Annotated in this window: 17 protein-coding genes; 12 read left to right on the forward strand and 5 right to left on the reverse strand. The window is 38.3% G+C overall.

What is annotated here, in order from left to right:
* The first annotated feature begins 19 nt into the window (after positions 1-19).
* Entirely contained in the window at positions 20-670 is a 651-nt protein-coding gene (locus LW137_RS05280; RefSeq protein WP_233033926.1) for a DedA family protein, read from the forward strand.
* Here the strand turns inward: LW137_RS05280 and LW137_RS05285 are convergent.
* Complete coding sequence (locus LW137_RS05285; protein WP_233033927.1) at positions 667-4,770, reverse strand: S6 family peptidase; 4,104 nt, start codon at positions 4,768-4,770, stop codon at positions 667-669. The genes LW137_RS05280 and LW137_RS05285 overlap by 4 nt on opposite strands.
* Positions 4,771-5,027: 257 nt before the next feature.
* On the opposite strand from LW137_RS05285, the gene napA reads away from it, so the two are divergent.
* The 7 genes from napA to LW137_RS05320 all read left to right on the forward strand — a co-directional run bounded on the left by napA (position 5,028) and on the right by LW137_RS05320 (position 11,502).
* The gene (gene napA, locus LW137_RS05290; RefSeq protein WP_233033928.1) at positions 5,028-7,841 is read left to right on the forward strand and encodes a nitrate reductase catalytic subunit NapA; all 2,814 of its coding nucleotides are present in this window, start codon (positions 5,028-5,030) and stop codon (positions 7,839-7,841) included.
* 2 nt (positions 7,842-7,843) lie between these two features.
* Positions 7,844-8,608 carry a ferredoxin-type protein NapG gene (gene napG, locus LW137_RS05295; RefSeq protein WP_233033929.1) on the forward strand — a complete coding sequence of 255 codons (765 nt, stop codon included), beginning with the start codon at positions 7,844-7,846 and terminating at the stop codon, positions 8,606-8,608.
* A gap of 1 nt (position 8,609) precedes the next feature.
* Positions 8,610-9,509, forward strand: a complete 900-nt coding sequence (napH, locus tag LW137_RS05300) for a quinol dehydrogenase ferredoxin subunit NapH (RefSeq protein WP_233033932.1) — start codon at positions 8,610-8,612, stop codon at positions 9,507-9,509.
* Positions 9,506-10,021: a nitrate reductase cytochrome c-type subunit gene (locus tag LW137_RS05305; RefSeq protein ID WP_233033934.1), complete on the forward strand. Its 516-nt coding sequence runs from the start codon at positions 9,506-9,508 to the stop codon at positions 10,019-10,021. The genes napH and LW137_RS05305 overlap by 4 nt, the downstream gene beginning before the upstream one ends.
* On the forward strand, positions 10,005-10,481 hold the full coding sequence (locus LW137_RS05310) for a 4Fe-4S dicluster domain-containing protein (RefSeq protein WP_233033936.1): 477 nt from the start codon (positions 10,005-10,007) through the stop codon (positions 10,479-10,481). Before LW137_RS05305 ends, LW137_RS05310 begins: the two co-directional genes overlap by 17 nt.
* A complete protein-coding gene (locus tag LW137_RS05315) occupies positions 10,478-10,831 on the forward strand; it encodes a chaperone NapD (protein ID WP_233033938.1) in 354 nt (117 codons plus the stop codon). The genes LW137_RS05310 and LW137_RS05315 overlap by 4 nt, the downstream gene beginning before the upstream one ends.
* Before the next feature lie 80 nt (positions 10,832-10,911).
* Positions 10,912-11,502 carry an NAD(P)H-dependent oxidoreductase gene (locus LW137_RS05320; protein WP_233033940.1) on the forward strand — a complete coding sequence of 197 codons (591 nt, stop codon included), beginning with the start codon at positions 10,912-10,914 and terminating at the stop codon, positions 11,500-11,502.
* Positions 11,503-11,547: 45 nt separating this feature from the next.
* On the opposite strand, the gene LW137_RS05325 is transcribed toward LW137_RS05320, so the two are convergent.
* From LW137_RS05325 to secA, 4 genes are all read right to left on the reverse strand, one after another.
* Positions 11,548-13,320, reverse strand: coding sequence for a pentapeptide repeat-containing protein (locus LW137_RS05325; protein ID WP_233033942.1), 1,773 nt, complete (start codon positions 13,318-13,320; stop codon positions 11,548-11,550).
* Positions 13,302-14,060 (reverse strand): Abi-alpha family protein, encoded by a 759-nt coding sequence (locus LW137_RS05330; protein WP_233033944.1) that lies wholly within the window; start codon positions 14,058-14,060, stop codon positions 13,302-13,304. Before LW137_RS05330 ends, LW137_RS05325 begins: the two co-directional genes overlap by 19 nt.
* A 147-nt stretch (positions 14,061-14,207) precedes the next feature.
* Positions 14,208-15,416 carry an ABC transporter permease gene (locus LW137_RS05335; RefSeq protein WP_233033946.1) on the reverse strand — a complete coding sequence of 403 codons (1,209 nt, stop codon included), beginning with the start codon at positions 15,414-15,416 and terminating at the stop codon, positions 14,208-14,210.
* A complete protein-coding gene (secA, locus tag LW137_RS05340; protein WP_233033948.1) occupies positions 15,413-17,965 on the reverse strand; it encodes a preprotein translocase subunit SecA in 2,553 nt (850 codons plus the stop codon). Before secA ends, LW137_RS05335 begins: the two co-directional genes overlap by 4 nt.
* A 98-nt stretch (positions 17,966-18,063) precedes the next feature.
* On the opposite strand from secA, the gene lolA reads away from it, so the two are divergent.
* From lolA to LW137_RS05360, 4 genes are all read left to right on the forward strand, one after another.
* Positions 18,064-18,588, forward strand: a complete 525-nt coding sequence (lolA, locus tag LW137_RS05345) for a LolA-like outer membrane lipoprotein chaperone (RefSeq protein WP_233033950.1) — start codon at positions 18,064-18,066, stop codon at positions 18,586-18,588.
* Between the two features lie 66 nt (positions 18,589-18,654).
* The gene (locus LW137_RS05350; protein WP_233033952.1) at positions 18,655-20,181 is read left to right on the forward strand and encodes a Na+/H+ antiporter NhaC family protein; all 1,527 of its coding nucleotides are present in this window, start codon (positions 18,655-18,657) and stop codon (positions 20,179-20,181) included.
* 91 nt (positions 20,182-20,272) lie between these two features.
* A complete protein-coding gene (locus tag LW137_RS05355) occupies positions 20,273-21,790 on the forward strand; it encodes a Na+/H+ antiporter NhaC family protein (RefSeq protein WP_233033953.1) in 1,518 nt (505 codons plus the stop codon).
* Between the two features lie 34 nt (positions 21,791-21,824).
* A complete protein-coding gene (locus LW137_RS05360) occupies positions 21,825-23,093 on the forward strand; it encodes a ComEC/Rec2 family competence protein (RefSeq protein ID WP_233033954.1) in 1,269 nt (422 codons plus the stop codon).
* Positions 23,094-23,109: the final 16 nt, after the last annotated feature.

Raw genomic sequence — 23,109 nt, forward strand, 5'->3', positions numbered from 1 at the left:
TAAGTTTTGGAGCGTTTTAGTGAAAGAGATTGTGGATTTTATAGTTCAAACCATTGGAGAATGGGGGTATTTTGGGATTTTTGTCATGATGTTTTTAGAATCAAGTTTTTTTCCTTTCCCTAGTGAGGTTGTGATGATTCCAGCGGGATATTTAGTCTATCAGCAGGAGATGAGTGCGGTATGGGCGTTTGTTTGTGGGGTGGGTGGAAGTTTGGCAGGAGCGTTATTGAATTATTGGATTGCTTTTAAGATGGGAAGAGCTTTTATTATCCGATATGGCAAATATGTATTTTTCACTCCAAAAAGTATGGAGAAGATGGAGAGTTATTTTCAAAAACATGGCCATATTAGCACCTTCGTTGGGCGCTTGATTCCTGCAGTGAGGCAATACATTTCTCTTCCTGCTGGACTTTCTAGGATGAATGTATCCAAATTCTGTATTTTTACAAGTTTGGGGGCAGGAATATGGGTGGGGATTTTGATGTGGATTGGGTATTCTCTTGGTGGATTTTTTCAAAACCTAGATTCAAAGCATTTGTTTGAAAGTCAAGCAAGCGATTGGATTGCCTCTCAGATCAATCAATGGATCATTTATGCTTTAATTTTTTTGGTGTTTTTAGTTTTGGCTTATCTCATCTATCACAAGAAAAGTTCTAAAAAGGAGGGCTAGAATCTCCAGCTAACTCCTATATTGCCACTGATTCCAAAATATCCCCATTGGCTTGCACTTAAAGATGCCAAAAGAGAATAATCAATGCTCCAAACCTCATTGAATCGATAGTTGCCGTTATAGCTTAGCTCAATCCATGATTGTTGAAGATCAGTTTGTGTGAGAGGAGAGGGGAGAGGAATAATGCCAAAATAAATAGGTCTATCTTGGGGATAGATGAAGTTGTGTTTAAATAAAACAGAGATGATGTTTTGTGTAGATTGTGTGAGAATGTTGTATTCGATTCCAAGATTGAGGGTGGGAATCACGGAATTGAGTTCTCCATAAGAAATCCACTCAAATGCTCCTTGAGGAATATGATAGTAGCTGATTTCTATCCCTCCTACAGGCTTAAGGAAGTGTTTTAATTTGTTTTGATTGAAAGCAAAGGCGTATTTATAGAGTGCCTGTAATTGCAGAGCATAAGTATTTTGAGAATGTTTAATAGGAGAAGATGAAAGATAAGAATCCTGCAAGATCAATTCTTCTTGCAAAACTCCTCCATATAAATAGGCTAGGATCTCGTGTCCTTGATAATGGTATTGAATCCCAGATCCGATAAAAGTCGCATTTCCGCTTTCTTGAAGTTTGTTTTGCTTAAATTCTGTATAGGCATAATGCAAAGATGCTCCAAAACTCAAGAACTCTTGAGTTGTTGCAATAGGAAGATAGTCATATCCTCCACTGACTCCAGCATTGAAATATTGTCCTCCTAGAAAGAAATAGCTTCCTTGAGGGGTGATCCAAAGATTATGTTTTTGAGATGAGGTTAAAGAGGATGTTTGATGGAAAAGATTGATTTCAAGCTGCTTATTTGTTGAAGCAAAGTCGCTTTTAGCCATAGAAGGAAGATCTATAAGATTGAGGGCTAAGCGCGGTTTTGCTTTTTGGGTTTGTGAAGAGGTGAGATTACTCCCCGCTTTTGCATTGAGAGCCAAAAGGCTATTGCGATAGAGGTTGAATGAGGTGATATTATTGAGTAATCTTGAGGTGATGACTATCCCCTCTCTTGCGATATTTTCTGCGCTTTGAGTGTGAGAAGAAGAAAAATCTGTAAGCTCATGATTGCCTTGCAAGGATTCAAAAATCATACGATCAAGATCGACTTCATAATATTTTTGATCATTTGTTAGGTTGTTTGCCATGATGGCCTCAAGCATTGGACGATTATCCCCAATTGCTTCTAAGACAGATTGGAGTTTTTGGTCGGCAAGATCTGAATCTTTTTCTTGAATGATTCCTAAAATATAGTTTTCAAACCAATCATATTGTGGAAGAGGGGAGCTTTGTGTCTTTTGGAAAATCAAGCCAATGCTATGATCTTGATTGAAAGTGTTTGGAGTGAGGAATTTTGGAAGAGCAAAATCATCGGAAGCAGAGCTAAAGATGACGATATCTTTGTGCTCTCTTTGATCTTGAATGACTTGATCTGATAGGATGAGTGAGTAGGGAGTGTTGTAGGTGAGATCTTTTAGTGAAGTTGTTGCAAAATCAAAGTAAAGCTTTGTTTGGGTAGAGAGATTGAGAATTCCACCTTTGAGCTTTAGGGCTGAGTGAAGGTTTGTAAAAAGAATTGAGCTTTGATTGTTTTGAGTCTCTTGCAATGGGGCAATTGTAAGATTTCCTCGCACAATAGAGCTTTGTTGATGAAGGGAGAGGTGCTCAATTGTGAAATTTGCATAAGAGTTTGATGTCTCAAGAGATGAAGTAGTGGGAAGTGTGTCAAAAATGACTTGATTCTCTCCATATAGGGAAATATATTTAACCTTAAATTCTGAGCTTGGATCAAGCTTAACTTGATAGCTCACGGGTGTAAGAATAAAGGGATTTTGAAGTCCTTTTTCTCCATCAAGAAGAAACAGGGCTTGTATCTCTTGTGCTTTTGAGCGATCAAAGCCTTGAAAAGATCCAAAGCGTATAGGATTGGTTGAGGTATTTTGGATAGAGATTGTTGTGTTATTTTCCCCAATTATATTTCCCTCAAAATAAAAAGATTGATCTTTTTGATTGATTCCTTTGGAAAGCTTTTGTTTGAACGAGTATCGCGTATATTGTCCAGCCATAGAATAGCTTGTGTTTTCTCCATCATAGGCATCGATATAAAGCTCCTCTCTTCCACCAAAGAAAACTTGTGTATCTTTGGCATAGAGGTTTGTGAGCAAAATTGCATCGCGACCTAAAATGAAGGTCGAATCATTTTTGTCTTTAAAAATATCAATTTGATTCAAAATAAAAAATCGCTTTTCCCAATCTTGTTGAGTAATGCGTGTAGGTGTAGAATAGATATCATCTCCTGTGATTGATGAGATTTGTTGTGCTGTTCCATAGGGAAGATAGGCGTGGATGACTGGGTGACCTTGCAAGACAAGTTTTCCATTGATGTGTTTGATCCCTCCATCCGGATTGAGGATATTTCCATCAAATGCCAAAAGATTCTCGCCATACCCTAAACAAAACTCTGGAGAACTCGTGCATTTGTCTTGGCTTTCTCCATCTTTGAAAATAAGAATATTGTTGCCAATATTTCCATGATAGAGAAACTCTCCAGATCCAGGGATGAGTATATCAAAGGCGTTGAGCATTTGTTTTTTAATAGTGATTTTTGCTTGCTTGCTTCCGGTGTTGATGAGATTGGCTCCATTATCTGAGGCATTGATTGTATTGAAAGTAAGATCATTTCCCTTGATATCTAGTGTTCCCCCGCGAAATGCAAAGAAAAATTTATCTGTATCCAAAGCCTCTCCTTTTCCCTCTGTGAGTTCTAAAGTAGGTCTTCCACTCACAAGAATAATATGTTCAAATGTTGGTTTGGAAGTATCGTTTGGATTTAAAATCACCTTTCCTTCTCCCAAATTGAGCCATCCTCCATTGAATACCTCTACGCTTAATGTCCCCTCTCCAATTTTGTGCAAAGAATCAGGTGCGGAGAGATAACTTCCTCCAGGACGATTGTTGTTTGGGTCTTTGATCCCTGCTACTCCTTTGATGCGCCAATGGACAATTGTGTTTTTGTCGATATGAAGACCCCCTCCCTTCCAAGAATAAGGAGAGCTGTTTCCATCAAGAGGAGAGGTGATGATATAGCTTTGATGAGAATCAAAATAGATTCCACCATGTCCTTGATCGATATTAGAGGTTAAGGTAATTCTTCCACCACCTTTTAGGACGATATCTTTGTTTTTGGAAGCATTATTTGTAGCTGAAAGTTTGGAGGGGGCTAGAATGTTTTGATCTTCCCATAGTACAGAGGATCCATTGAGTGCAATAGTCGGATTTGTATTGCGATCAATGAGTTCATCTAGAAAACTTTGGCGATATACTGCATAATAAGATTCTGTAGAGAGATTAGCGCGACTTGCAGAGCCCACAATATACCACTTTTGATTTTGATTGTCATAAACCCATAGTGGAGATCCGCTATCTCCTTTGGTTACAGGATTTGGGAGAACAGAGGCTTTGCTTGTCATAATTTTAATGAAATTATCTTGATTGATGATTTTGTCGTAGTGTTGCATTCCTCCTGTTCTAATCCCTGAATTTTGAATCTTTTCCAAGGTTCCATCAGGTTTGCGATACATAGCAGTTCCTGCGCCACTGCGGAAATAATGTGTGAATCGATCACGATCTGCAAGAAGATCATTTTCTCTAGAAATCTCTAAATAATCAGCCTTAACTGCAGCTGTGATGAATTTGCTATAGCGTACATATGAGAGGTCTCCTTGGGTTAGTTCTTTTTCGTTGAAGTCTACCTCTGTATATTTTTCACCAAAGAAGAAGGCATTTTCAAGGCGAGTATGAGTAGCAGTATAAACATAAGATCCTCCCATAAAGGTCATAATGCCTGATTGGCTATCGACTTTCCCAACTAAGTCGGGCATAGGAACAGGGATAAGATGAGCTGTTTTGTTTTTTTCTATGATGGATAAATTTGTAGCTTGGGGAGTAAATTTTCCTCTATTTTGACCAAAGTCTAAATAGTCTTGATAGCTAAAATTATAATCAGCAATATTGGCAAGTGCGCATGATGCAAAAATACTGATGAGAGAAGATATTTTTTTCATCGAAATACTCCTTGAGTTTTTAATGTTGTTTTGGCTTCTAAAAGATTGTGAGTGTCGTATGTTTTTGTGATGAGATAGTAGCATTTTTGGTCTAGAGGGCGCAAGTTGATAAAGCGTGTTTTGGAGTTATATATTTATTTATATAGTGGTGTGTGGTGTATCCAAAAATGTTCTAGTGGGATTTGGAATATAATTTTGATGACTTGCTTGATTGGCACAATCAATTAAGTTTTCAATCTTACTTAGGAAGGAAAAATATGCAAGAGAGATTAGATCGTCGTGATTTTTTAAAAAGCTCAGCTGTAATGAGTGCGGCTTTGAGTGTTGGGGTGGGAATCCCTCAAAGTCTTGAAGCAAAGGCAAAACAAGGAGAAAATGATTGGAGATGGGATAAGGCAACATGTCGATTCTGTGGAACAGGATGCGGAATCATGGTTGCTACAAAGAATAACAAAATTGTTGCAGTTAAGGGTGATCCAGAAGCGCCTGTCAATAAGGGAATTAACTGCATCAAGGGATATTTCTGTGCCAAGATTATGTATGCTCAGGATCGCTTAGTTCAACCCCTTTTGCGTGTCAATAATAAAGGAGAGTTTGATAAGAAGGGTAAATTTGCTCCTGTAAGCTGGAAAAAAGCTTTTGATGTGATGGAAGAACAATTTAAAAAAGTTTATAACCAATATGGCCCTACAGCAACAATGGTCTTTGGATCAGGTCAATATACGATTCCTGAGGGATATGCTGCTGTAAAGCTTTTTAAGGGAGGCTTGAGAAGCAACAATATTGATCCTAATGCAAGACATTGTATGGCAAGTGCTGTTGTGGGCTTTATGCAAACTTTTGGAATCGATGAGCCTGCGGGATGCTATAACGATATTGAGCTTACAGATACGATCGTTACTTGGGGAGCAAATATGGCAGAAATGCATCCAATCCTCTGGAGCAGGGTTACAGATCATAAGCTAACCAATAAAGAAAAAGTTAAGATTGTCAATCTCACAACTTATCGAAATAGAACTTCAGACATTGCTGATATTGAGATTATTTTTAGACCTCAAACAGATCTAGCGATTTGGAATTATATTGCTAGAGAGATTGTATATAACAATCCAAGTGCGATTGATTGGGATTTTGTGAAAAAGCATTGTGTTTTCACAACAGGATTTGTCAATATCGGCTATGGTTTAAGAAATGATCCTAATTCTCCATATGTTTCAAAGAGTGAAAAGGATATTGTCGCCAAAGAGGTATCTAAAAAGCTAAGCGATCAAGAAGGGATCACTCTTCAATATCTTGGCTTAAAAGCAGGTGATGATCTTAAAATGGATAATGCGGGTAAAGCTGGAGCAAACTGGGAAATCAGCTTTGAAGAATTCAAAAAGGGACTAGAGCCTTATACACTTGATTTTGTGGCAAAGCTTGCTAAGGGTGATGAGGAAGAAGATTTAGAAGAATTTAAGAAAAAACTTCAAAGTCTTGCAAATTATTACATTGAAAAAAATCGCAAGGTTGTTAGTTTCTGGACTATGGGAATGAATCAGCACCAAAGAGGAAGCTGGGTCAATGAGCAAAGCTATATGGTGCATATGCTTTTGGGAAAACAAAGTCAGCCAGGAAGTGGGGCTTTCTCTTTGACTGGTCAGCCTAGTGCATGTGGAACTGCAAGAGAGGTGGGTGTTTTCTGTCATAGATTGCCTGCAGATATGGTGGTAGATAATCCAAAACATCGAGAAGTGACAGAAAAGATTTGGAAACTTCCTAGTGGGACATTGAATGGAAAAGTTGGTGCGCATTATTTAAATGCAATGCGTCAAATCGAAGAAGGAAAAATCAAATGGATTTGGGTTGCGGTCAATAACCCATGGCAAAACACAGCCAATCTCAATCACTGGCTCAAAGCTGCGCGCGAAATGGATAACTTCATCGTGACAAGTGATTGCTATCCTGGAATCAGTGCAAAAGTGGCAGATTTGATTTTGCCAAGCGCGATGATGTATGAAAAATGGGGAGCTTATGGAAATGCTGAGAGAAGAAGTCAGCATTGGAGACAACAAGTTGTAGCTCCTGGGGAAGCGATGCCTGATATTTGGCAAATGATGGAGTTTGCAAAACGCTTCACGATTAAGGAAACTTGGGGCAAAGATTTCCCAGATCTTGAGATGAAATCCACACTTGAAGAAGCCAAGAAAATGGGCTACAAAGAAAGCGATACGCTCTATGATGTGTTGTTTGCCAATAAAGAAGCCAAAACCTTTGCTTATGGCAAAGACAAGGTTACAAAAGGCTTTGACAATACAGAAGTATTGGGAGATTTTAGAAAGGTTAAGGGGGGAGATGGCAAGGAATATAAGGGATGTGGCTTCTTTATCCAAAAGTATCTTTGGGAGGATTATCGTAAGTTTGGAACAGGACATGGACATGATCTAGCTCCTTTTGATGTTTATCATTATGTAAGAGGTTTGAGATGGCCTGTTGTTGAAGACAAAAAAGAAAAACTTGGTTGGAAAGAAACATTGTGGAGATTCAATGCCGAATATGATCCTTATGCAAAAAAATATGCAAAAGCAGGGGAAAAATATGCATTTTATGGGCATAAGGGAGCTTCTATTCCCAAAGGAGATTTAAAAGCTCCAAGTGCTGAAAAAGTAAGTATTGATAATCGAGCAAAGATTTTCTTACGTCCTTATATGGATCCTTGCGAAATGCCCAATGATGAATATCCAATGTGGCTTTGCACAGGTCGTGTTTTGGAGCATTGGCATAGTGGAACAATGACGATGCGTGTGCCAGAACTCTACAAAGCTGTGCCTGAAGCGATGTGCTATATGAATCCAAAAGATGCGCAAGCCAAGGGACTAAATCAGGGTGATACGATTTGGATTGAAAGCCGAAGAGGGAAGGTAAAAGCAAGAATTGATGTTCGTGGAAGAAATAAGCCTCCAAAAGGTTTGATTTATGTTCCATGGTTTGATGAAAATGTATTGATCAATAAAGTTTGCCTTGATTCAACTTGTCCTCTTTCAAAGCAAACAGACTATAAGAAATGTGCTGTAAAAATTTATAAGGCTTAAAGATGCAAAAAGGCTTTGATCCTGCTCGAAGACAGACGATTCTCAAGTGGATTGGGAGTGCTGGACTTTTAGGTGCAGGAGCTATGGTTTGGAGCACACACTTGCAGGGCAAGAAAAACGATCTTGCTTTGCGACCACCAGGTGCGGATGAAAGCTTTTTGTCATCTTGCATACGCTGTGGTTTGTGTGTGGAATCTTGTCCCTATCTCACCCTTAAGCTCGCTCCTTTTGGAAGTGGGATTGAGGCAGGGACGCCTTATTTTGAGCCTCGCAAGATCCCCTGTTATATGTGCAAAGACATTCCTTGTGCTGTTGCTTGTCCAACTCATGCTTTGGATGTGAGAAGATTGCTTGATAGTCAGGGAAATCCTGATATCAATCGATCTAGGATGGGGGTAGCTGTGGTGGATACGACGCATTGTATTGCCTATGGTGGGATACAGTGTGATGCGTGTTATAGAGCGTGTCCTTTGATTGATGAGGCGATTGTGTTGGAATACCGACACAATACTTTCACAAATGAGCACGCACAAATGTTGCCTATCGTCAATGCAGAGATTTGCACAGGATGTGGAATGTGTGAAAAGGCGTGTGTTACACAAGAGCCCACAATCAGAGTCCTTCCAAGAGAGAAAGTCTTAGGAAAGGTGGGAGAGCACTATATCCGAAGCTGGAAAGAGGGAGATGAGAAGAGGATGAATGAGCGTATCAATTCATCTACTCCCAGAAAAGATGCTCTTGAATATCTCAATGATGGAGGGTTCTAAGATGAGAGCTTTGTGGAAGAATAAATTTTTGATTCTTAGACGCTTAGTGCAGGTTGGAATCTTGGGGCTTTTTATCCTTGGAAATTATGCAGTTTTGGAATTGCGAAATCATCAAGAAGAAAAAAAGCAATGGGTGCAAAATATATATAATCAAGAGGTGAAGGGAAGCATATTGAGCAAGGAGAATCTTAGCTCTGTGTTGAGTGGAGATTTGAGTTTTTCAAAAGTGTTTGGTGTGATTCCTTTGAGCGATCCTTTTGCGACTTTGCAACTTTTTGTCGCTGGAGGGGTTGTTGCTGTTGATTTATGGCTTGGATTCTTGATTGTTGTGGGATTTTATGGAATCTTTGCGGGAAGAGCATATTGTGCATATGTGTGTCCAATCAATTTGGTGAGTGATTTTGCATCATTATTGCGTCGCAAGCTTGGGCTTAATGCCCTTAAGGGTGTCAATATACCAAGAGGGTTGAAATATGGTGTGCTTGTGTTGGCGTTGATACTTTCAGCAATCTTTGCAATTCCTGCTTTTGAGAGCATCAATCCTGTTTCTGCACTTCATCGTGGAGTGGTTTTTGGGATGGGCTTTGGAATCTTGGGCGTTGCTTTGATTTTTTTATTTGATTTGTTTGTACTTAAAAATGGTTTTTGTGGCCATATTTGTCCTATCGGAGCGACATTCTCTTTGATTGGAAAATTTTCTTTGTTGCGTATTAAGCATAATGCTTCAAATTGCACAAAATGTATGGAGTGCATTAAGATCTGCCCAGAGCCTCAGGTGCTTGATATGATTGGCAAAGAATCTGTTCAAGTCAAACAGATGGCTTGCTTGAGATGTGGAAGATGTGTTGAGGTGTGTCAGGATGATGCGCTTAAATTTAGTTTATTAGGAGAGAAAAAATGAAAATGATGAATTTGTTTGTAGTAGGGGGATTATTGGTAAGTTTTGCCTTTGGTGCTAAGAGTATCAGTGAAGATGAGATTGGGTTGAGAAGAACCCCATTGCAAAGTGAAGACAAAACAAAACTCCAAGACTTTAAATATGGTGATAAAGCGCCAGGAGAAAGTCAAGTTTTTGAAAGAGCTTATGAAAATGCTCCACCGATGATTCCTCACGATGTGGAAGGATTGACAGATTTTACTCAAGATAGCAATATGTGTTTGGATTGCCATTCTCCAGAGGTTGCTGCAGATGTGGGTGCGACACCTGTTCCAAAGTCGCATACTTATGATTTGCGACATCAGCAAGCCGTGCAAGATGGAGTGGCTGATAGTCGATGGAATTGCACACAATGTCATGCTCCACAAGCTGATCTTAAGCCTGCGGTTCAAAATAACTTCAAGCCTATCTATCGCTCAAAAGAGAGTAAAAAATCATCTAACCTTCTTGATGTGATCAATGAGGGGGTTCAGTAAAAGAATCTTTGCAAGATCTCAGATCTTGCAAATGATGCCCTATCTGACTTCAGAGCTTTCTGCAATCTGTTCTTCTTGTGTCACGCATTCTTGTTTGGATTCTTGCCCTGAGAATATTATCGTCTTAACTCCTGATGGTTTTCCAACTCTTCATTTTGAGGAGAGTGGATGTATTTTTTGCCAAAAGTGTGTTCAGGCTTGCTATCAGAGTAATGGAGAGCATGGGGGATTTGATCTATCAAAAGAAGAAGTAAATATGAGGGCAGAGATTGATCCAAATGGATGCCTTGCGTGGAATAAATCAATCTGCTTATCTTGCAAAGATATATGTCCGTGCAAGATTGAATTTATGGGGATGTTTTATCCTGAAATTGTGAGTTGTAATGGATGTGGCTTATGTTTATCAAGATGCCCCACAGAAGCAATCAGAATCAAACCATATCAAAAGGAAGAAAAATGAATATTTCAAGTGCAATCGTATATGCCAAAGAGGGGGTGATACAAGCCAAACAAGAGATTGAAAAAATCAAAGGATGTGAAGTGCATCTAATGGATGAGGGGAAAAGGGTGCTTATCATAAGTATTGAGGCAGAAAATATCGAAAAAGAAATGGAGATTTTGAATACAGTCGGTGCTTTGCCTAGTGTTTTGGAAGCCCATCTGCACTATAGCTATAGTGAGGAAGAGCTAGAAAAGGCAAGAGAGAATATTTCAGGTGAAATTTCTCCGATATTAGATGATGAAACGCCAGTTGAAGAGGTGCGATACAGTGGAAGTGTGTATAACCAAATGCACAACGAAACAAAGTAATCAACTATAAATCTCCTCTTTAAAGAGCTTTGATACAATCCCCGCCCATTTAAATAGAGGAAATTAAAGAGGAGTAGAAAATGAAACATGTTTTACTTTTGAATGGAGCAAAGGTATTTGGATCTTCTGGGGGGAAACTCAATACAGCCCTTCATCAACTTGCTAATGAGATTCTCACTCAGCTTGGCTATGAGGTTGAGCAAACTTGTATTGATCAGGGATATACCATCCAAGAAGAAGTGGAGAAAATCTTAAGAGCTGATGTATTGCTCTATCAAATGCCCGCTTGGTGGATGGGTGAGCCTTGGATTGTGAAAAAATATATTGATGAGGTTTTTTTGGGGTTATATGGAAAACTTTTCAGTGGAGATGGACGAAGTCGAGAGGATGAGAGCAAAAAATATGGCACAGGAGGAGGGAGTCATGGGAAAAAGTATCTTTTCTCCACGACTTGGAATGCCCCACTTGAGGCCTTTGTGGAGAAAAATCAGTTTTTTGAGGGGAGGGGAGTGGATGGTGCATTGTTTTCTCTTCATAAAACGCATCAATTTATAGGAATGCAGGCTTTGGAAAGCTTTGCTTGCTATGATGTGGTCAAAAATCCCAAAATCGAACAATATCAAGCTGATTATGCTTTTCATCTCAAAAAAATCTTTAGCTCCAATCAATAAAGCTTGCATTAAAGGTGTAAGTCAAGTCTGTGCTTTAGAGCTAGGTTAGCTTGGCACGATAGAGTTTTTGCGTGCAGTTTTTTGGAGGGAGAAGAGTAAGAGAATCATCACAAGGGCATAGAGGAGCAGGAGGAAGTTTTCTAGGGGATTATAAGAGGCACTTGAAGCCAAAAGACTGCTTACTCCAAAAATACTTTTAGATGAGATGAGCGTCATACTTAGAGTGATGCTAGAAAAAAATAAGATCCTACTCCATTTCCAAAAAAGACTACAAACCCCAAGAAGATAAACTAGTCCTATCATTTTGCTTTGTGTGATAAGTGGGGTATTAAATAAAGCCACAAAAGTATTTTTGGAGTGATTGTTAATAAAAGCTTGGAGATTTGTCCCATATCTGCAAGCAAACAGAAGGATTCCAAAGCACCCAATCACAACAATCACCCAAGAGATGATTTTGAGTAAATCAGTGTGGTGGTCTGAGGTATGGCGATAAAACCATAGTTGAATATACTCAATGGTGTTTTTGAGACTTTCTCTTTTGTTGATTTCTAGCATTTGTGCCGAATCGTTTTGCTTGATGCGAGGAATATATAGCTCTTGTTTTTTATTGGCTCTTTCGTTGTTGATCATATCTTGCTTTGCAATTTGATCAAACTCTCTTGCTTCTTTTTCTAGATTTTTGATTTTTCTCCTGTATTTGAGCTCAAGCTCTTTTGCGTATAGTTCAAGTTTGTGCCATTTTTGAGATTCTAGACTATTTGATTGGGCATTGAGTGTTTCTTTGATGACGCGAAAAGAATCTCTTAGATTGATTGTGTGCTGGATTTGCAGATAAGTTGTTCCTCTACCCTGAAAATCATTTTCTTCACCTCTTTCTTCTTGTGCTTTTTCTTGAATATTTGTTTTAAGAACTTGAAGGGTTAGATGTGAAATATCTACTCCTGTGAAATGGACTAGTTTTGAATCTTTAAAAACACACATTGAAAAACTTGGGGGTTGCATAAAGGTTGCAAAGTAGAAATTAACAGTGTCTAAAAATTGTGAATTGTAAAACAAAGCTTCAGCCATAAAGGAAGAGCGATGGAAACGAATAGCTCCAAAAAATTGAGTCGATGAAAAATCCGCCTTTTGGAAAAAGATAGAATGAGAAAAATCTAAAAATGTTTTACTCTCAAGTGTCATTGCAGAGATAGTGAAATCTTTATTGAACCTGCAATTTGCAAAACCTATACTCTTTCTTACCAAAAGATATCGAAGCCAAACTTCTCTATCAAAATAGGAATTCTTAAAATCGAGTGCTTTAATGAAGTTTCCACTAATCTCTACTTTGTTTTGAAAAAATGTGTTGAAGTCTATAGACTGATTGCAAGCATTTGTCCCAAAAAATGATGAGTAAAAAGCGTGATGGTATTCTTTGACTGCATTTGTGTCTAAATCGCTTGGAATGGTTTTAGAGACTATCCCCCTAAAGTGTATAGAAGTCCAAAAGTTGTAACTATTTAAGCCAAGATAAAGATTTTCTTTTGTGATTATTAAAAAGTCAAAATTGTCATCGAATTTTTCTATATGTTTATAGATTTTTTCAGTGCAGAGATAATCCAAATAGATAGAGTGTCTTAGTTCTTCATCAAAAGGATGACTTGAGGGGGAAGTATAGTAATTGATGAGTATAGGTAGAGGGGTAGGAGATTCAAATTGGACTATTTCAATAGTGAGAATAATGCTATTTCTTTTGTTTTTAAGCCCTTCTCTCTGTGTATCACCAATAGATTTTATTATGGAGAGTTTTTCTGTTTGCATTAGATGTATTCTTCGCATTTTTGGCTTATGCAAGCCTCAACAAAGTGTTTTCCAAAGTCTGTAAGTCTAAATTCCATAAAACGCTTAAGTCCTATTTGTTCTGGGACTTTGTGAGAAAACGCTCCACTACCTTGTTCTATAATTCTTTCACTATAAATAGATTCTTGTTGTTTATATTCCCAACATCCACTCAAATTGAGATTATGTAAGTGGTCGTTATATATCCATAAGTTCTCTTGAAAATCAAGTTTCTCTCTTGGAAATTCATCAAGAAGAGTTTGTTCGTTGATAAAACGATTTTGTTGTTTATCTAAATCCATTTTTGTGTGAAGGCGATACTTTTGTTTTTTGAGCAATACTAGCATCACCGCCTCATCTTTGGAGAGTTGTTCTAAGATTTTAGGGAATGCAGGACTTAGGAATTTTTGCTTAGTTTTATCAATAGAGCTTTTGAGGATATTAAAAAACATTTCCCCTAGCAAGGTTTCATCAGGATTGATTGCCAATCCTGCAAGTGTGGGGAGCAAGATATTGGGTTGAGCTTCTTGTACATTTTTCTCATCGACTTCATTCTCAATTCTTTTGCACCATTTCTTAAATCTCACACCATACGCTCCACATAAAGTAAATGGAGCTAAAATAAGATTTGCAGTTTTTGCCACATCTTCTAGTCTCTTTCCAACTTCCTTCAAAGCTGGTTGAAAGGCATCACGATAAACCTCATTTGCATCAAATTTAATATCAATGTTGAAACCCATTTATAATCCTTTCATCGCTTCTAAAATCCAAGGCAAAACAGTGATCTCTGCCCGATAATCTTAATTTTTGCATTTTTCTCAATCTCTAAGTTTGTAATCTTTTTAATCTTTAGGCTGGCAACTTAGAGTTTGAATGAATTTGCTATCTTATTCATTCCTCAAAACTTCCAATAAATTGACTTGTGAAGCTTTGTGGGCCGGATAGAAAGATGACAAGCATACAATGATTAGTGATCCAATGGCGATCATTACCCCATCTATCCAAGAAAAATCAAGCGGGAGTTTAGTCGTCCCATATACATCTGCAGGAAGCGAGATGATAGGAAAATGTGCAAGAAACTCCATCACCCCAAACCCTAAGCCAAATCCCAAAATGATCCCACCCACGCCCAAAGTCATTCCAATGCCAAAAAAAGCTTTTTTGATCTCTGCTTTGCTTGCCCCCATACTAAGAAGCAGGGCGATCTCTTTGCGTCTATTCATTACTACCATTAAGAGAGAACTGATGATATTGAGCGATGCCATCAAAATAATCAAAAGCAAAACAATAAAAAGTGCGCGTTTCTCTAACTCCATCGCCGAGAAAAGATTGCCATTTTGATGCCACCATCCCTCTACAAAAAACCGATTTTTGAAATTTTGAGCCAAAAAGCTGGAGAGGTCTTTGTAGTCTTTCATGGGATTAGATGAGTTGATATGGATGCCATCATAGAGGTTAGGCTGGATTCCTTTGATTTTGGCTAAGGATTCTAGAGAAGTGTAGCTATATCCACGATCATAGGCTCTAATCCCTGAGTGAAAAAACCCTTTGACTTCAAAGCGTTTCATCGTGGGAGAGAAGCTCAAAGCACTTGGAGAAAGATCAGTAAAAAAGAGCACGACTTTTTGGGCTTTTTGGATTCCATAAGAGGTATAGAAATCCTCACCCATCACGAGAGAAAAGGAGTCTATTTCTTTGCCTTCAAGAGTGCTTTGCAAAATCGGATTGACTTGTCCTTCCAAAACAGAATCAATCCCAAAAATCACGGTTGGAAAGATTCCATATTCAGTTTTGATCATTGCATAAGATTGTAGATATGGGCTGAAGTTGAGGTGAGGAAATTCGATTTGGAGGCGATAGAGGAGATCTTGAGGGATCGCGTTTTTGCCGAGAGTTTTGATATTGAGTGGTGCATTCATGATAAAAATCTTTTCTTGAAGCTCTTTGGAGATCCCATTCATAATCGCCATCGCCACACATAGGACCATCACACCAATAGCGATTCCTAAAAAGGCGATAAGGCTTGTGATAAAGATAAAAGGCTGAGTTTTGTCAAACTTGAGATATTTGGGAAGAAGGAGAGAGGAGAGGCTCATTGAGCTTTCCTAGCGAGTAGTCCTTTTTTTGGCCCACTTTTTCCGTGGCATTGTTTGTATTTTTTTCCACTTCCGCAAGGGCAAAGTTCATTTCTTGCAATCTTGACGCCAAATTTATTTTCATGGTGAGAGGAGGTGAGGTTTTGAGAAAATTCATCTTCTAGATTCTGTAAAGCTTGCTTGTTGGCCTCTTCTTGGTGGGCTTGTAGTTTGATGAGATGGAGGGTTTTGATCGTTTCTGTCTTAATAGAGTTGCGAAGTTCTAAGAAAAGGTTGTAGCTTTCTTTTTTGTATTCTACAAGAGGGTCTTTTTGGTTGTAGCCTCTAAGGCCGATTCCTGTTTTGAGGTTGTCCATCATATAAAGATGCTCTCTCCAAGTACTATCAAGGACTTGGAGATAAATGATACGCTCAATTTCACTTCTTTGATTGAGCTCAAGAGTTTGCATTTTTTCTTCATAACTAGCATTGAGGGTATCGATGATTTTGGCTTGAAGCTCTTCATAGTCTAGATTCTCAAGTCCTTCGATTTTGATTCCAAAGCTTTCTTGGAATTGCACTTGAAGTTTGGGGATATCATAATTTTGATAGTGAATTTCTGGCGTTATATCTAGTTGGAGTAAGAGGTTTTCAACTACAGCTTGACGATCTTCTTTGATTTTGGAATCAATGTCAAAATCTTGATTTAGAAGTTGATTTCTGAGGCGATAGACTGCCTTTCTTTGTTCGTTGGCAACATCATCATATTCCAAAAGATGCTTTCTTGATTCAAAATGCAATCCTTCTACTTTCTTTTGTGCATTTTCAACAGAGCGTGTAACAAGAGAAGATTCGATGTGCTCTCCATCTTTAAGCCCTAATTTTTCCATAATGCCTTTGATTTTGTCGCTTCCAAAGATTCGCAAAAGATTATCTTCAAGGCTAAGATAAAATTGACTCACTCCAGGATCCCCCTGCCGTCCGCTTCTCCCTCTGAGCTGATTGTCAATCCTACGACTTTCATGTCGTTCTGTCCCGATGATATAAAGCCCTCCTAGTTCTTTGATCTCGTCAGTCAGCTTGATATCAACTCCTCGTCCTGCCATATTTGTCGCGATTGTAACTGCTCCCTTATTTCCCGCATCTTTGATGATTTCGGCTTCTTTTGTGTGCTGTTTGGCGTTCAATACAGTGTGAGGGATTCGTTCTTTTTTGAGGAGTTCGTGTAGGATTTCGCTTTTTTCGATGCTTGCTGTTCCCACAAGCACAGGTTGGCCTTTTCTGTGGAGTTCTTTGATTTTTTCAATGACGGCTTGGAATTTCTCTCTTTCGCTTTTATAGATTAAGTCATTGAGATCTTTTCTTTGGATGGGGATATTGGTCGGGATGCTGACAACATCAAGATTGTAGATTTGTAAAAATTCTCCTGCTTCAGTTTGAGCAGTTCCTGTCATCCCTGCAAGCTTGTCATAAAGGCGGAAATAGTTTTGAAAAGTAATATCTGCTAGGGTTTGACTCTCTTCCTTGATCGCAACTTGTTCTTTTGCCTCTATGGCTTGATGAAGTCCTTCGCTAAAGCGTCTGCCCTCACTCAATCGGCCTGTGAATTCATCAACAATCACAACTTCATTGTTTTGCACAACATAGTCTTTGTCTTTGATGAAGAGATAATTTGCCTTGAGTGCTTGATCAAGATGGTGAGCAAGTCCAGCATTTTCGATATTGTAGAGATTATCGACTTTGAATAACTCCTCAGCTCTTTGGATGCCTTCTTCAGTCAAAAGAATGACGCGATTTTTTTCATCGATTGTGAAGTCTTGATCTTTGGTGAGCTTTTGAGCAACTTCATTGGCAATTTGATAATTTTCTAGTTTTTTGTTGGCTGGTCCTGAGATGATAAGCGGAGTTCTTGCCTCATCAATCAAAATAGAATCCACCTCATCAATGATTGCAAAGTAATGATTTTTTTGCACTTTTTGATCAAGGGAATACTTCATATTGTCACGCAAATAATCAAAGCCAAATTCATTGTTTGTCCCATAAACAATATCGCTTGCATAGACTTTGAGTCTTTCCTCTTCATTTGTAGAGGCAGTGATATAGCCGATTGAGTATCCCAAAAATTCATATAACTCTCTTAAGTCTTCTGCGTCTCTTTGAGCTAGATAATCATTGACTGTGACGACATGCACGCTTTTTCCTACCATTGCATTGAGCGCAACAGCTAGTGTCGCCACAAGAGTTTTGCCTTCACCTGTTTTCATTTCAGCAATTTTTCCATCGTGAAGCACCATTCCACCGATAAGTTGGACATCATGATGGCGTTTGTTGTAGATTCTGCGACTTGCTTCACGCGTAATGGCAAAGCTATCATTCAAAACATCTTCAAGGGAGGCTTCTTGATTTTGGACTTTTTGTTTGAGTGCTAAAAAAGCCTCTTGAAGCTCCTGATCTTGCAGGGATTGATAGTGTGATTCTAAGGCATTGATTGCATGGATTCTTTTTTTGTATTTTTTTAGGATTCTTGTGTTGCGTGTTCCAAAAATTGAACCAAAAATGGATGAAAGCATTAAATGACCCCTTGTTGTGATTATTTGGTAGTTTTATTGTCAATTTTAACACAAGCACTATAAAATATTGAAGTTTCATTGTTTGAGAGGATTGAGGAATGCAGAAGTTATTGTTTTGGATATTGAGCGTTGTGATGTGCGTGGGTCTAGATAAAAATATTACAAGCTTGAGGGCAGATTTTGTGCAATATGCGCAAAATTCTCAAGGTGAGGGCGGGGTTTATTATTCTGGATCTCTTGTGGCACTAGCTCCATATGATGCAAAATGGGAATATCAAACTCCAATCCAAAAAATTGTTTATTTAAAAAAGGGAGAACTGATCTCTTATGAACCTTTGCTTTCTCAAGTGGTCTATTTGCAAACCAATCAAAGCATCAATTTTCTCAAAATCATTCAGCGCGCAAAACAGAGTCCAAAAGATTCTGATCTTTATCTTGCTTATGTGGATGGGAAAGAATATGCTTTGATTGTCAAAAATGCAATCCCTCAGAGGTTAGAATACAATGATGAGCTTGGGAATCATATGGTGATCGAGCTTAAAAATGTGCAACTCAATCCAAAGATTCCAAGCAAAGAATTTGAATTTAATCCCCCTAAAGGCGTTGATATTATTCGGCATTAAAATATCCAACACTTTCAAAGATTTGCTAGTATTGCGGGCTTAATCTTAGTCTAGAAAGGGGTTATTTTGAATTATTCAGATACTTTTTTTTCTCTTCTTGTGCCACTTGTGGTGATAGGCCTTGTGCTCCTGAGTAAGAGAATTGTTTTGTCTCTTTTTGTGGGTATTGTTTTGGGTGGGGTGATGATGCATTATGAAAATCCAATAGAGATTTTTGATTATGTCTATCAGAAGGTTTCCTCTGTGTTTTATAGCTATAAAGGTGGGACGCTTGAAGCAAATTGGTATGGAATCTATGTATTTTTGTTTTTGATTATTTTGGGTATTTTGTCTCAAGTTGTGATTTATTCGGGGGGAGTTGGTGCGTTTGTCGCATGGGCTAGAAGAAAGGTCAGAGATACAAAGACCTCTGAATTTGTTGCTTTTTTTGCAGGGATTGTTATTTTTATTGATGACTATTTCAACGCATTGACAGTGGGGCAGATTGCCAAACCTCTTGGAGGGATGTATTCTTCAAGTCGTGAGCGTTTGGCCTATATTATCGATAGCACCTCAGCCCCTGTTTGTGTGATCGTCCCATTTTCAAGCTGGGGGGCTTATATCATTGGAATCTTACAAAGCAATCTCCCCAAAGATTCTAATCACGCGCTGTTTGTTTTACTTGAGAGTATTGGGAGTAATTTTTATGCGTGGTTTGCATTGATTGCTGTATTTTTGACAATTTTATGGCAGATCAATCTTCCCGCGATGCGTCGATATGTCAATGTTGATGTGGCAGAATCTTCCCAAGATCTCTTGCAAAGAGAATCTAAACTTTCGCTTCTACTGATTCCAATTTTTGTCTTGATTGTAGCGATTGTGTTTATGATTTTTTACACAGGGTATAAAGCAAGTAAATCTCTAGAGTTTTTTGAAATGCTTGCCAATACAGACACCGCTTTTGCCTTATTTTGTGGAGGATTGATTGCTCTTGGAGTGTCTTTTGTCCTTTCGCGAAAGGAGATTGCTGAGACAGAGTATTTTGAGATTGTTTTAAAGGGAATCAAATCAATGCTTCCTGCGATTGTGATTTTGGTCCTTGCTTGGGCGATTGCTCCAGTGATTAAGGAGGATTTGCAAACAGGTGTTTATCTTGGCAATCTAGCAAAAACTTATCTTAGTAGCCATAGCTTGGTCTTGCTCCCTGTGTTTTTATTTTTGATTTCAGCTTTTATTTCTTTTAGCACAGGGACAAGTTGGGGATGCTTTGCGATTATGATCCCAATTGCTGTGGAGTTGAGTGCCCAAAGTGGAGGAAATGCGATCATAGCGATTTCAGCAGTGCTTTCTGGTGCGGTTTATGGGGATCATACTTCGCCAATGTCAGATACAACAATTCTTTCCTCCATTGGAGCAGGGTGTTCTTTGCAGAGCCACTTTATGACCCAATTTCCTTATGCGGCAATTGTTGCGTTTTTCTCATTTGTAGCATTTTGTGTTGTTTCCTTGGGAGGAAGCACATTGCTTGCATTTGGTGTAGGAGGAGCATTGCTTGTGGTGAGTTTGTATTATCTATCAAAACGATATGGGGGCGAACTACCTATTAAAAAATAAAAATACATATTGTTTTTAAAAAAATATGAGGGATCTGTGCTTATAATTCTGTGAAAGTTTTCTTTCGCAGAATTTGCTTTAAGGATTCCTCTTGAACTTCGATCAATATCTTTCTATTCTGGTTCCATTGAGTGTTTTTGTTTTGGTTTTTTGGACTAAGCGCATTATTTTGCCTTTATGTGTGGGGATTGTATTGGGTGCTTTTGTTGTGAAATCTTCTAGCCCCCTTGAAATTCCTATCTATATCTTTGAAAAGCTTCTTTCGGTCTTTTATTATGTGGATCAGGGGAAGAGAGAGCTTAATACGCACGCAATTTATATTTTTGTTTTTTTGATGATATTGGGTATTTTGCCTCAAATGTTTTTTTACTCTGGGGGAATTGAGGCATTTGTTTCTTGGGCAAGAAAAAAGGTTAAAGATCGCCGATCTTCAGAATTTTTGATCTTTATAGCAGGGATTGTTATTTTTATCGATGATCAGTTCAATGCTCTCACTCTTGGGAGATCTGTTCGTCCATTGGGTGATGCAAGCAAGATTAGTCGTGAGCGTTTGGCCTATATTATTGATAGCACCTCAGCCCCTGTGTGTATTTTGATCCCATTATCAAGTTGGGGGGCTTATATCATTGGAATCTTAAATGGAAGTCTGCCTCAAGAAGGGTCTCAAAGTGCGCTTGTGACTTTAATCTCAAGTATAGGATTGAATTTTTATGCATGGTTTGCATTGCTTGCTGTGTTTTTAACAATCCTTTGGAGGGTCAATCTTCCTGTGATGCATTGCAATGTCAATGTTGGTATTGAGAAAATGCAAGAGGTTGCACCTTGTGGGAGAATGTCTTCTTTGATTTTTCCTATTGTTGCATTGGCATTTGGGACTTTGGCAATGATTTTTTTGACAGGATATTTGAATTCCAAATCAAGCGATATTGTGACAATCTTAAATCAAGCACAAACGGGCTTTTCGATTTTCTTTGGAGGAGTTCTTGCTCTTGTTGTGAGTTTTTTGACCTCAAAGGGGAAGATTGCAGAGGAAGATTATTATTTGATTTTTAAGCAAGGGATTAAGATCTCTCTTCCTTCTGTTGTGATTTTGATTTTGGCTTGGGCGATTGGAACAATTGTTAGAGATGATTTACAGACGGGGATTTATCTTTCTGATTTTGCAAAAGAGCTTTTGGGCAATAAAAGCTTGGTTCTTATTCCTTTGCTGTTATTTATTGCTTCAATTTTTATTGCTTTTATGACAGGGACAAGTTGGGGATGTTTTGCAGTGATGATTCCTATCGGAGTAGATCTCTCTCTTTCTCTTGGGGGAGATGTATCGTTAGCTTTGGCAGCAGTGCTATCTGGAGCAATTTTTGGGGATCATACATCTCCTATTTCAGATACAACCATTTTGTCATCTGCTGGTACAGGTTGCTCTGTCCAAAGCCATTTTATTACTCAGCTTCCTTATGCAAGCATTGCTGCATTCTCAGCTTTTGTTTCGCTTTTGGTATTGGGGATCTTTGATTCTGTTTTGCTAGCGTTTGTGGTGGGCGGAGGAATGCTTGTGGGAATTTTTTATTTTTTAAAAACCCGCTATAGTCAAGAGCTTCAAATTGTATGATTTGCAAGAATGATGGAGTTTGATTGGGAGGAGTATGGATTCTAGAGTTTTATTTTTGGAATCCAAAAAAGAATGGTTCATTACTTTGGGGGTGATAGGTATTGTTTTTGTTGCGATGCTTGGATGGCGTTTTTGGAATTTTCAGGAATATATCTCTCAAGAGAAGCAAAAGATTCAAGCAAGAGTTTTAAATCAATACTTTAAAAACGACAAATGGGTTTTGAAGCTTAAAGCGCAAAATGGAATGATCTTGTATGCGACAAGTCGTGAAGATCTTAAGAATCTTCAAAATCGCGATATTTCAATGTTTGGAAAGCCAGCCTCGTGTAGCTTTATCCAATCTCTTCAGAGCTGTTTTTTTGTTGTGTTTAGTTTTGATTTATTGCCTAAGGATTGGCGATATGGCTTTTATGATTTTGTGAGCTCACAGCATCAAGATCCAATTTTTTCTCAACTCTATCAAGCTCTCTTTTTTGCCTCTGCTTTGCCAAAAGAGTGGAGGGATTTTGCAAGTGATCTTAAGATTTCTCATCTTTTGGCTATCAGTGGTTTGCATTTGGGAATCTTGGCTTTTTTGTTTTATTGTGTGGTTTCCCCAATTTATCGCTTCTTTCAGGCAAGATACTTTACTTATCGCAATCGTTTTTTTGATGTGGGGATTTTGCTTCATCTCTTTTTATTTGGCTACTTGGTTTTGCTTGATTTTCCTCCTTCTTTTGTGAGGGCTTATGTGATGAGTTTGATGGGCTATTTATTTTTGCTTTATTACTTTCATTTGGTTAATTTTTCTTTTCTTGCATTGTGCGCAATGGTGATTCTTGCTTTATTTCCTCATTTTGTTTTCTCTCTTGGATTTTGGTTTTCTGTTTTGGGTGTGTTTTATATTTTTTTGTTTTTCAGGCACTGCTCTTTTGGGTGGATTTGCAATCTTTGGCTCAAGAGATTTGTGATTTTATGTTTATTAAACCTTGTATTATTTTTTCATATGTTGATTTGGACACATCTCTTTTTTCCTTCTTTTTCTCTTGATTCTTGGCTTGCGATTCCTTTGAGCATTCTTTTTGCTCCGTGGTTTGTGAGTGCATTGTGCTTGCATCTTCTTGGATGGGGTGGGGTATGGGATCAATTTTTGCAAATGTGTTTGCAATTCTCTTCTTTAAAAATATCAGTATCGACACCCTTGTGGTTAGCGATTATGTATGGAAGTCTAAGTTTTGGGGCGATTTGGAGCAAAAGGGTCTATTTTGTTTCATTGTTTGTGAGTGGAATGTTTTGGCTTTATTTGATGTATAAAATACTCTAAGAGAGAGTAAAATCGC

Source organism: Helicobacter kayseriensis (genome assembly GCF_021300655.1).
GTDB classification, from domain to species: domain Bacteria; phylum Campylobacterota; class Campylobacteria; order Campylobacterales; family Helicobacteraceae; genus Helicobacter_G; species Helicobacter_G kayseriensis.

Excerpts from the sequence above, each read along its gene's own strand:
- LW137_RS05315 (WP_233033938.1), top strand. The coding sequence starts at position 10,478 with ATGAATATTTCAAGTGCAATCGTATATGCCAAAGAGGGGGTGATACAA.
- napA (WP_233033928.1), top strand. The coding sequence starts at position 5,028 with ATGCAAGAGAGATTAGATCGTCGTGATTTTTTAAAAAGCTCAGCTGTA.
- napH (WP_233033932.1), top strand. The coding sequence starts at position 8,610 with ATGAGAGCTTTGTGGAAGAATAAATTTTTGATTCTTAGACGCTTAGTG.
- LW137_RS05335 (WP_233033946.1), bottom strand. The coding sequence starts at position 15,416 with ATGAGCCTCTCCTCTCTCCTTCTTCCCAAATATCTCAAGTTTGACAAA.
- napG (WP_233033929.1), top strand. The coding sequence starts at position 7,844 with ATGCAAAAAGGCTTTGATCCTGCTCGAAGACAGACGATTCTCAAGTGG.
- LW137_RS05305 (WP_233033934.1), top strand. The coding sequence starts at position 9,506 with ATGAAAATGATGAATTTGTTTGTAGTAGGGGGATTATTGGTAAGTTTT.
- secA (WP_233033948.1), bottom strand. The coding sequence starts at position 17,965 with ATGCTTTCATCCATTTTTGGTTCAATTTTTGGAACACGCAACACAAGA.
- LW137_RS05325 (WP_233033942.1), bottom strand. The coding sequence starts at position 13,320 with ATGCGAAGAATACATCTAATGCAAACAGAAAAACTCTCCATAATAAAA.
- lolA (WP_233033950.1), top strand. The coding sequence starts at position 18,064 with ATGCAGAAGTTATTGTTTTGGATATTGAGCGTTGTGATGTGCGTGGGT.
- LW137_RS05360 (WP_233033954.1), top strand. The coding sequence starts at position 21,825 with ATGGATTCTAGAGTTTTATTTTTGGAATCCAAAAAAGAATGGTTCATT.
- LW137_RS05320 (WP_233033940.1), top strand. The coding sequence starts at position 10,912 with ATGAAACATGTTTTACTTTTGAATGGAGCAAAGGTATTTGGATCTTCT.
- LW137_RS05330 (WP_233033944.1), bottom strand. The coding sequence starts at position 14,060 with ATGGGTTTCAACATTGATATTAAATTTGATGCAAATGAGGTTTATCGT.
- LW137_RS05285 (WP_233033927.1), bottom strand. The coding sequence starts at position 4,770 with ATGAAAAAAATATCTTCTCTCATCAGTATTTTTGCATCATGCGCACTT.
- LW137_RS05310 (WP_233033936.1), top strand. The coding sequence starts at position 10,005 with ATGAGGGGGTTCAGTAAAAGAATCTTTGCAAGATCTCAGATCTTGCAA.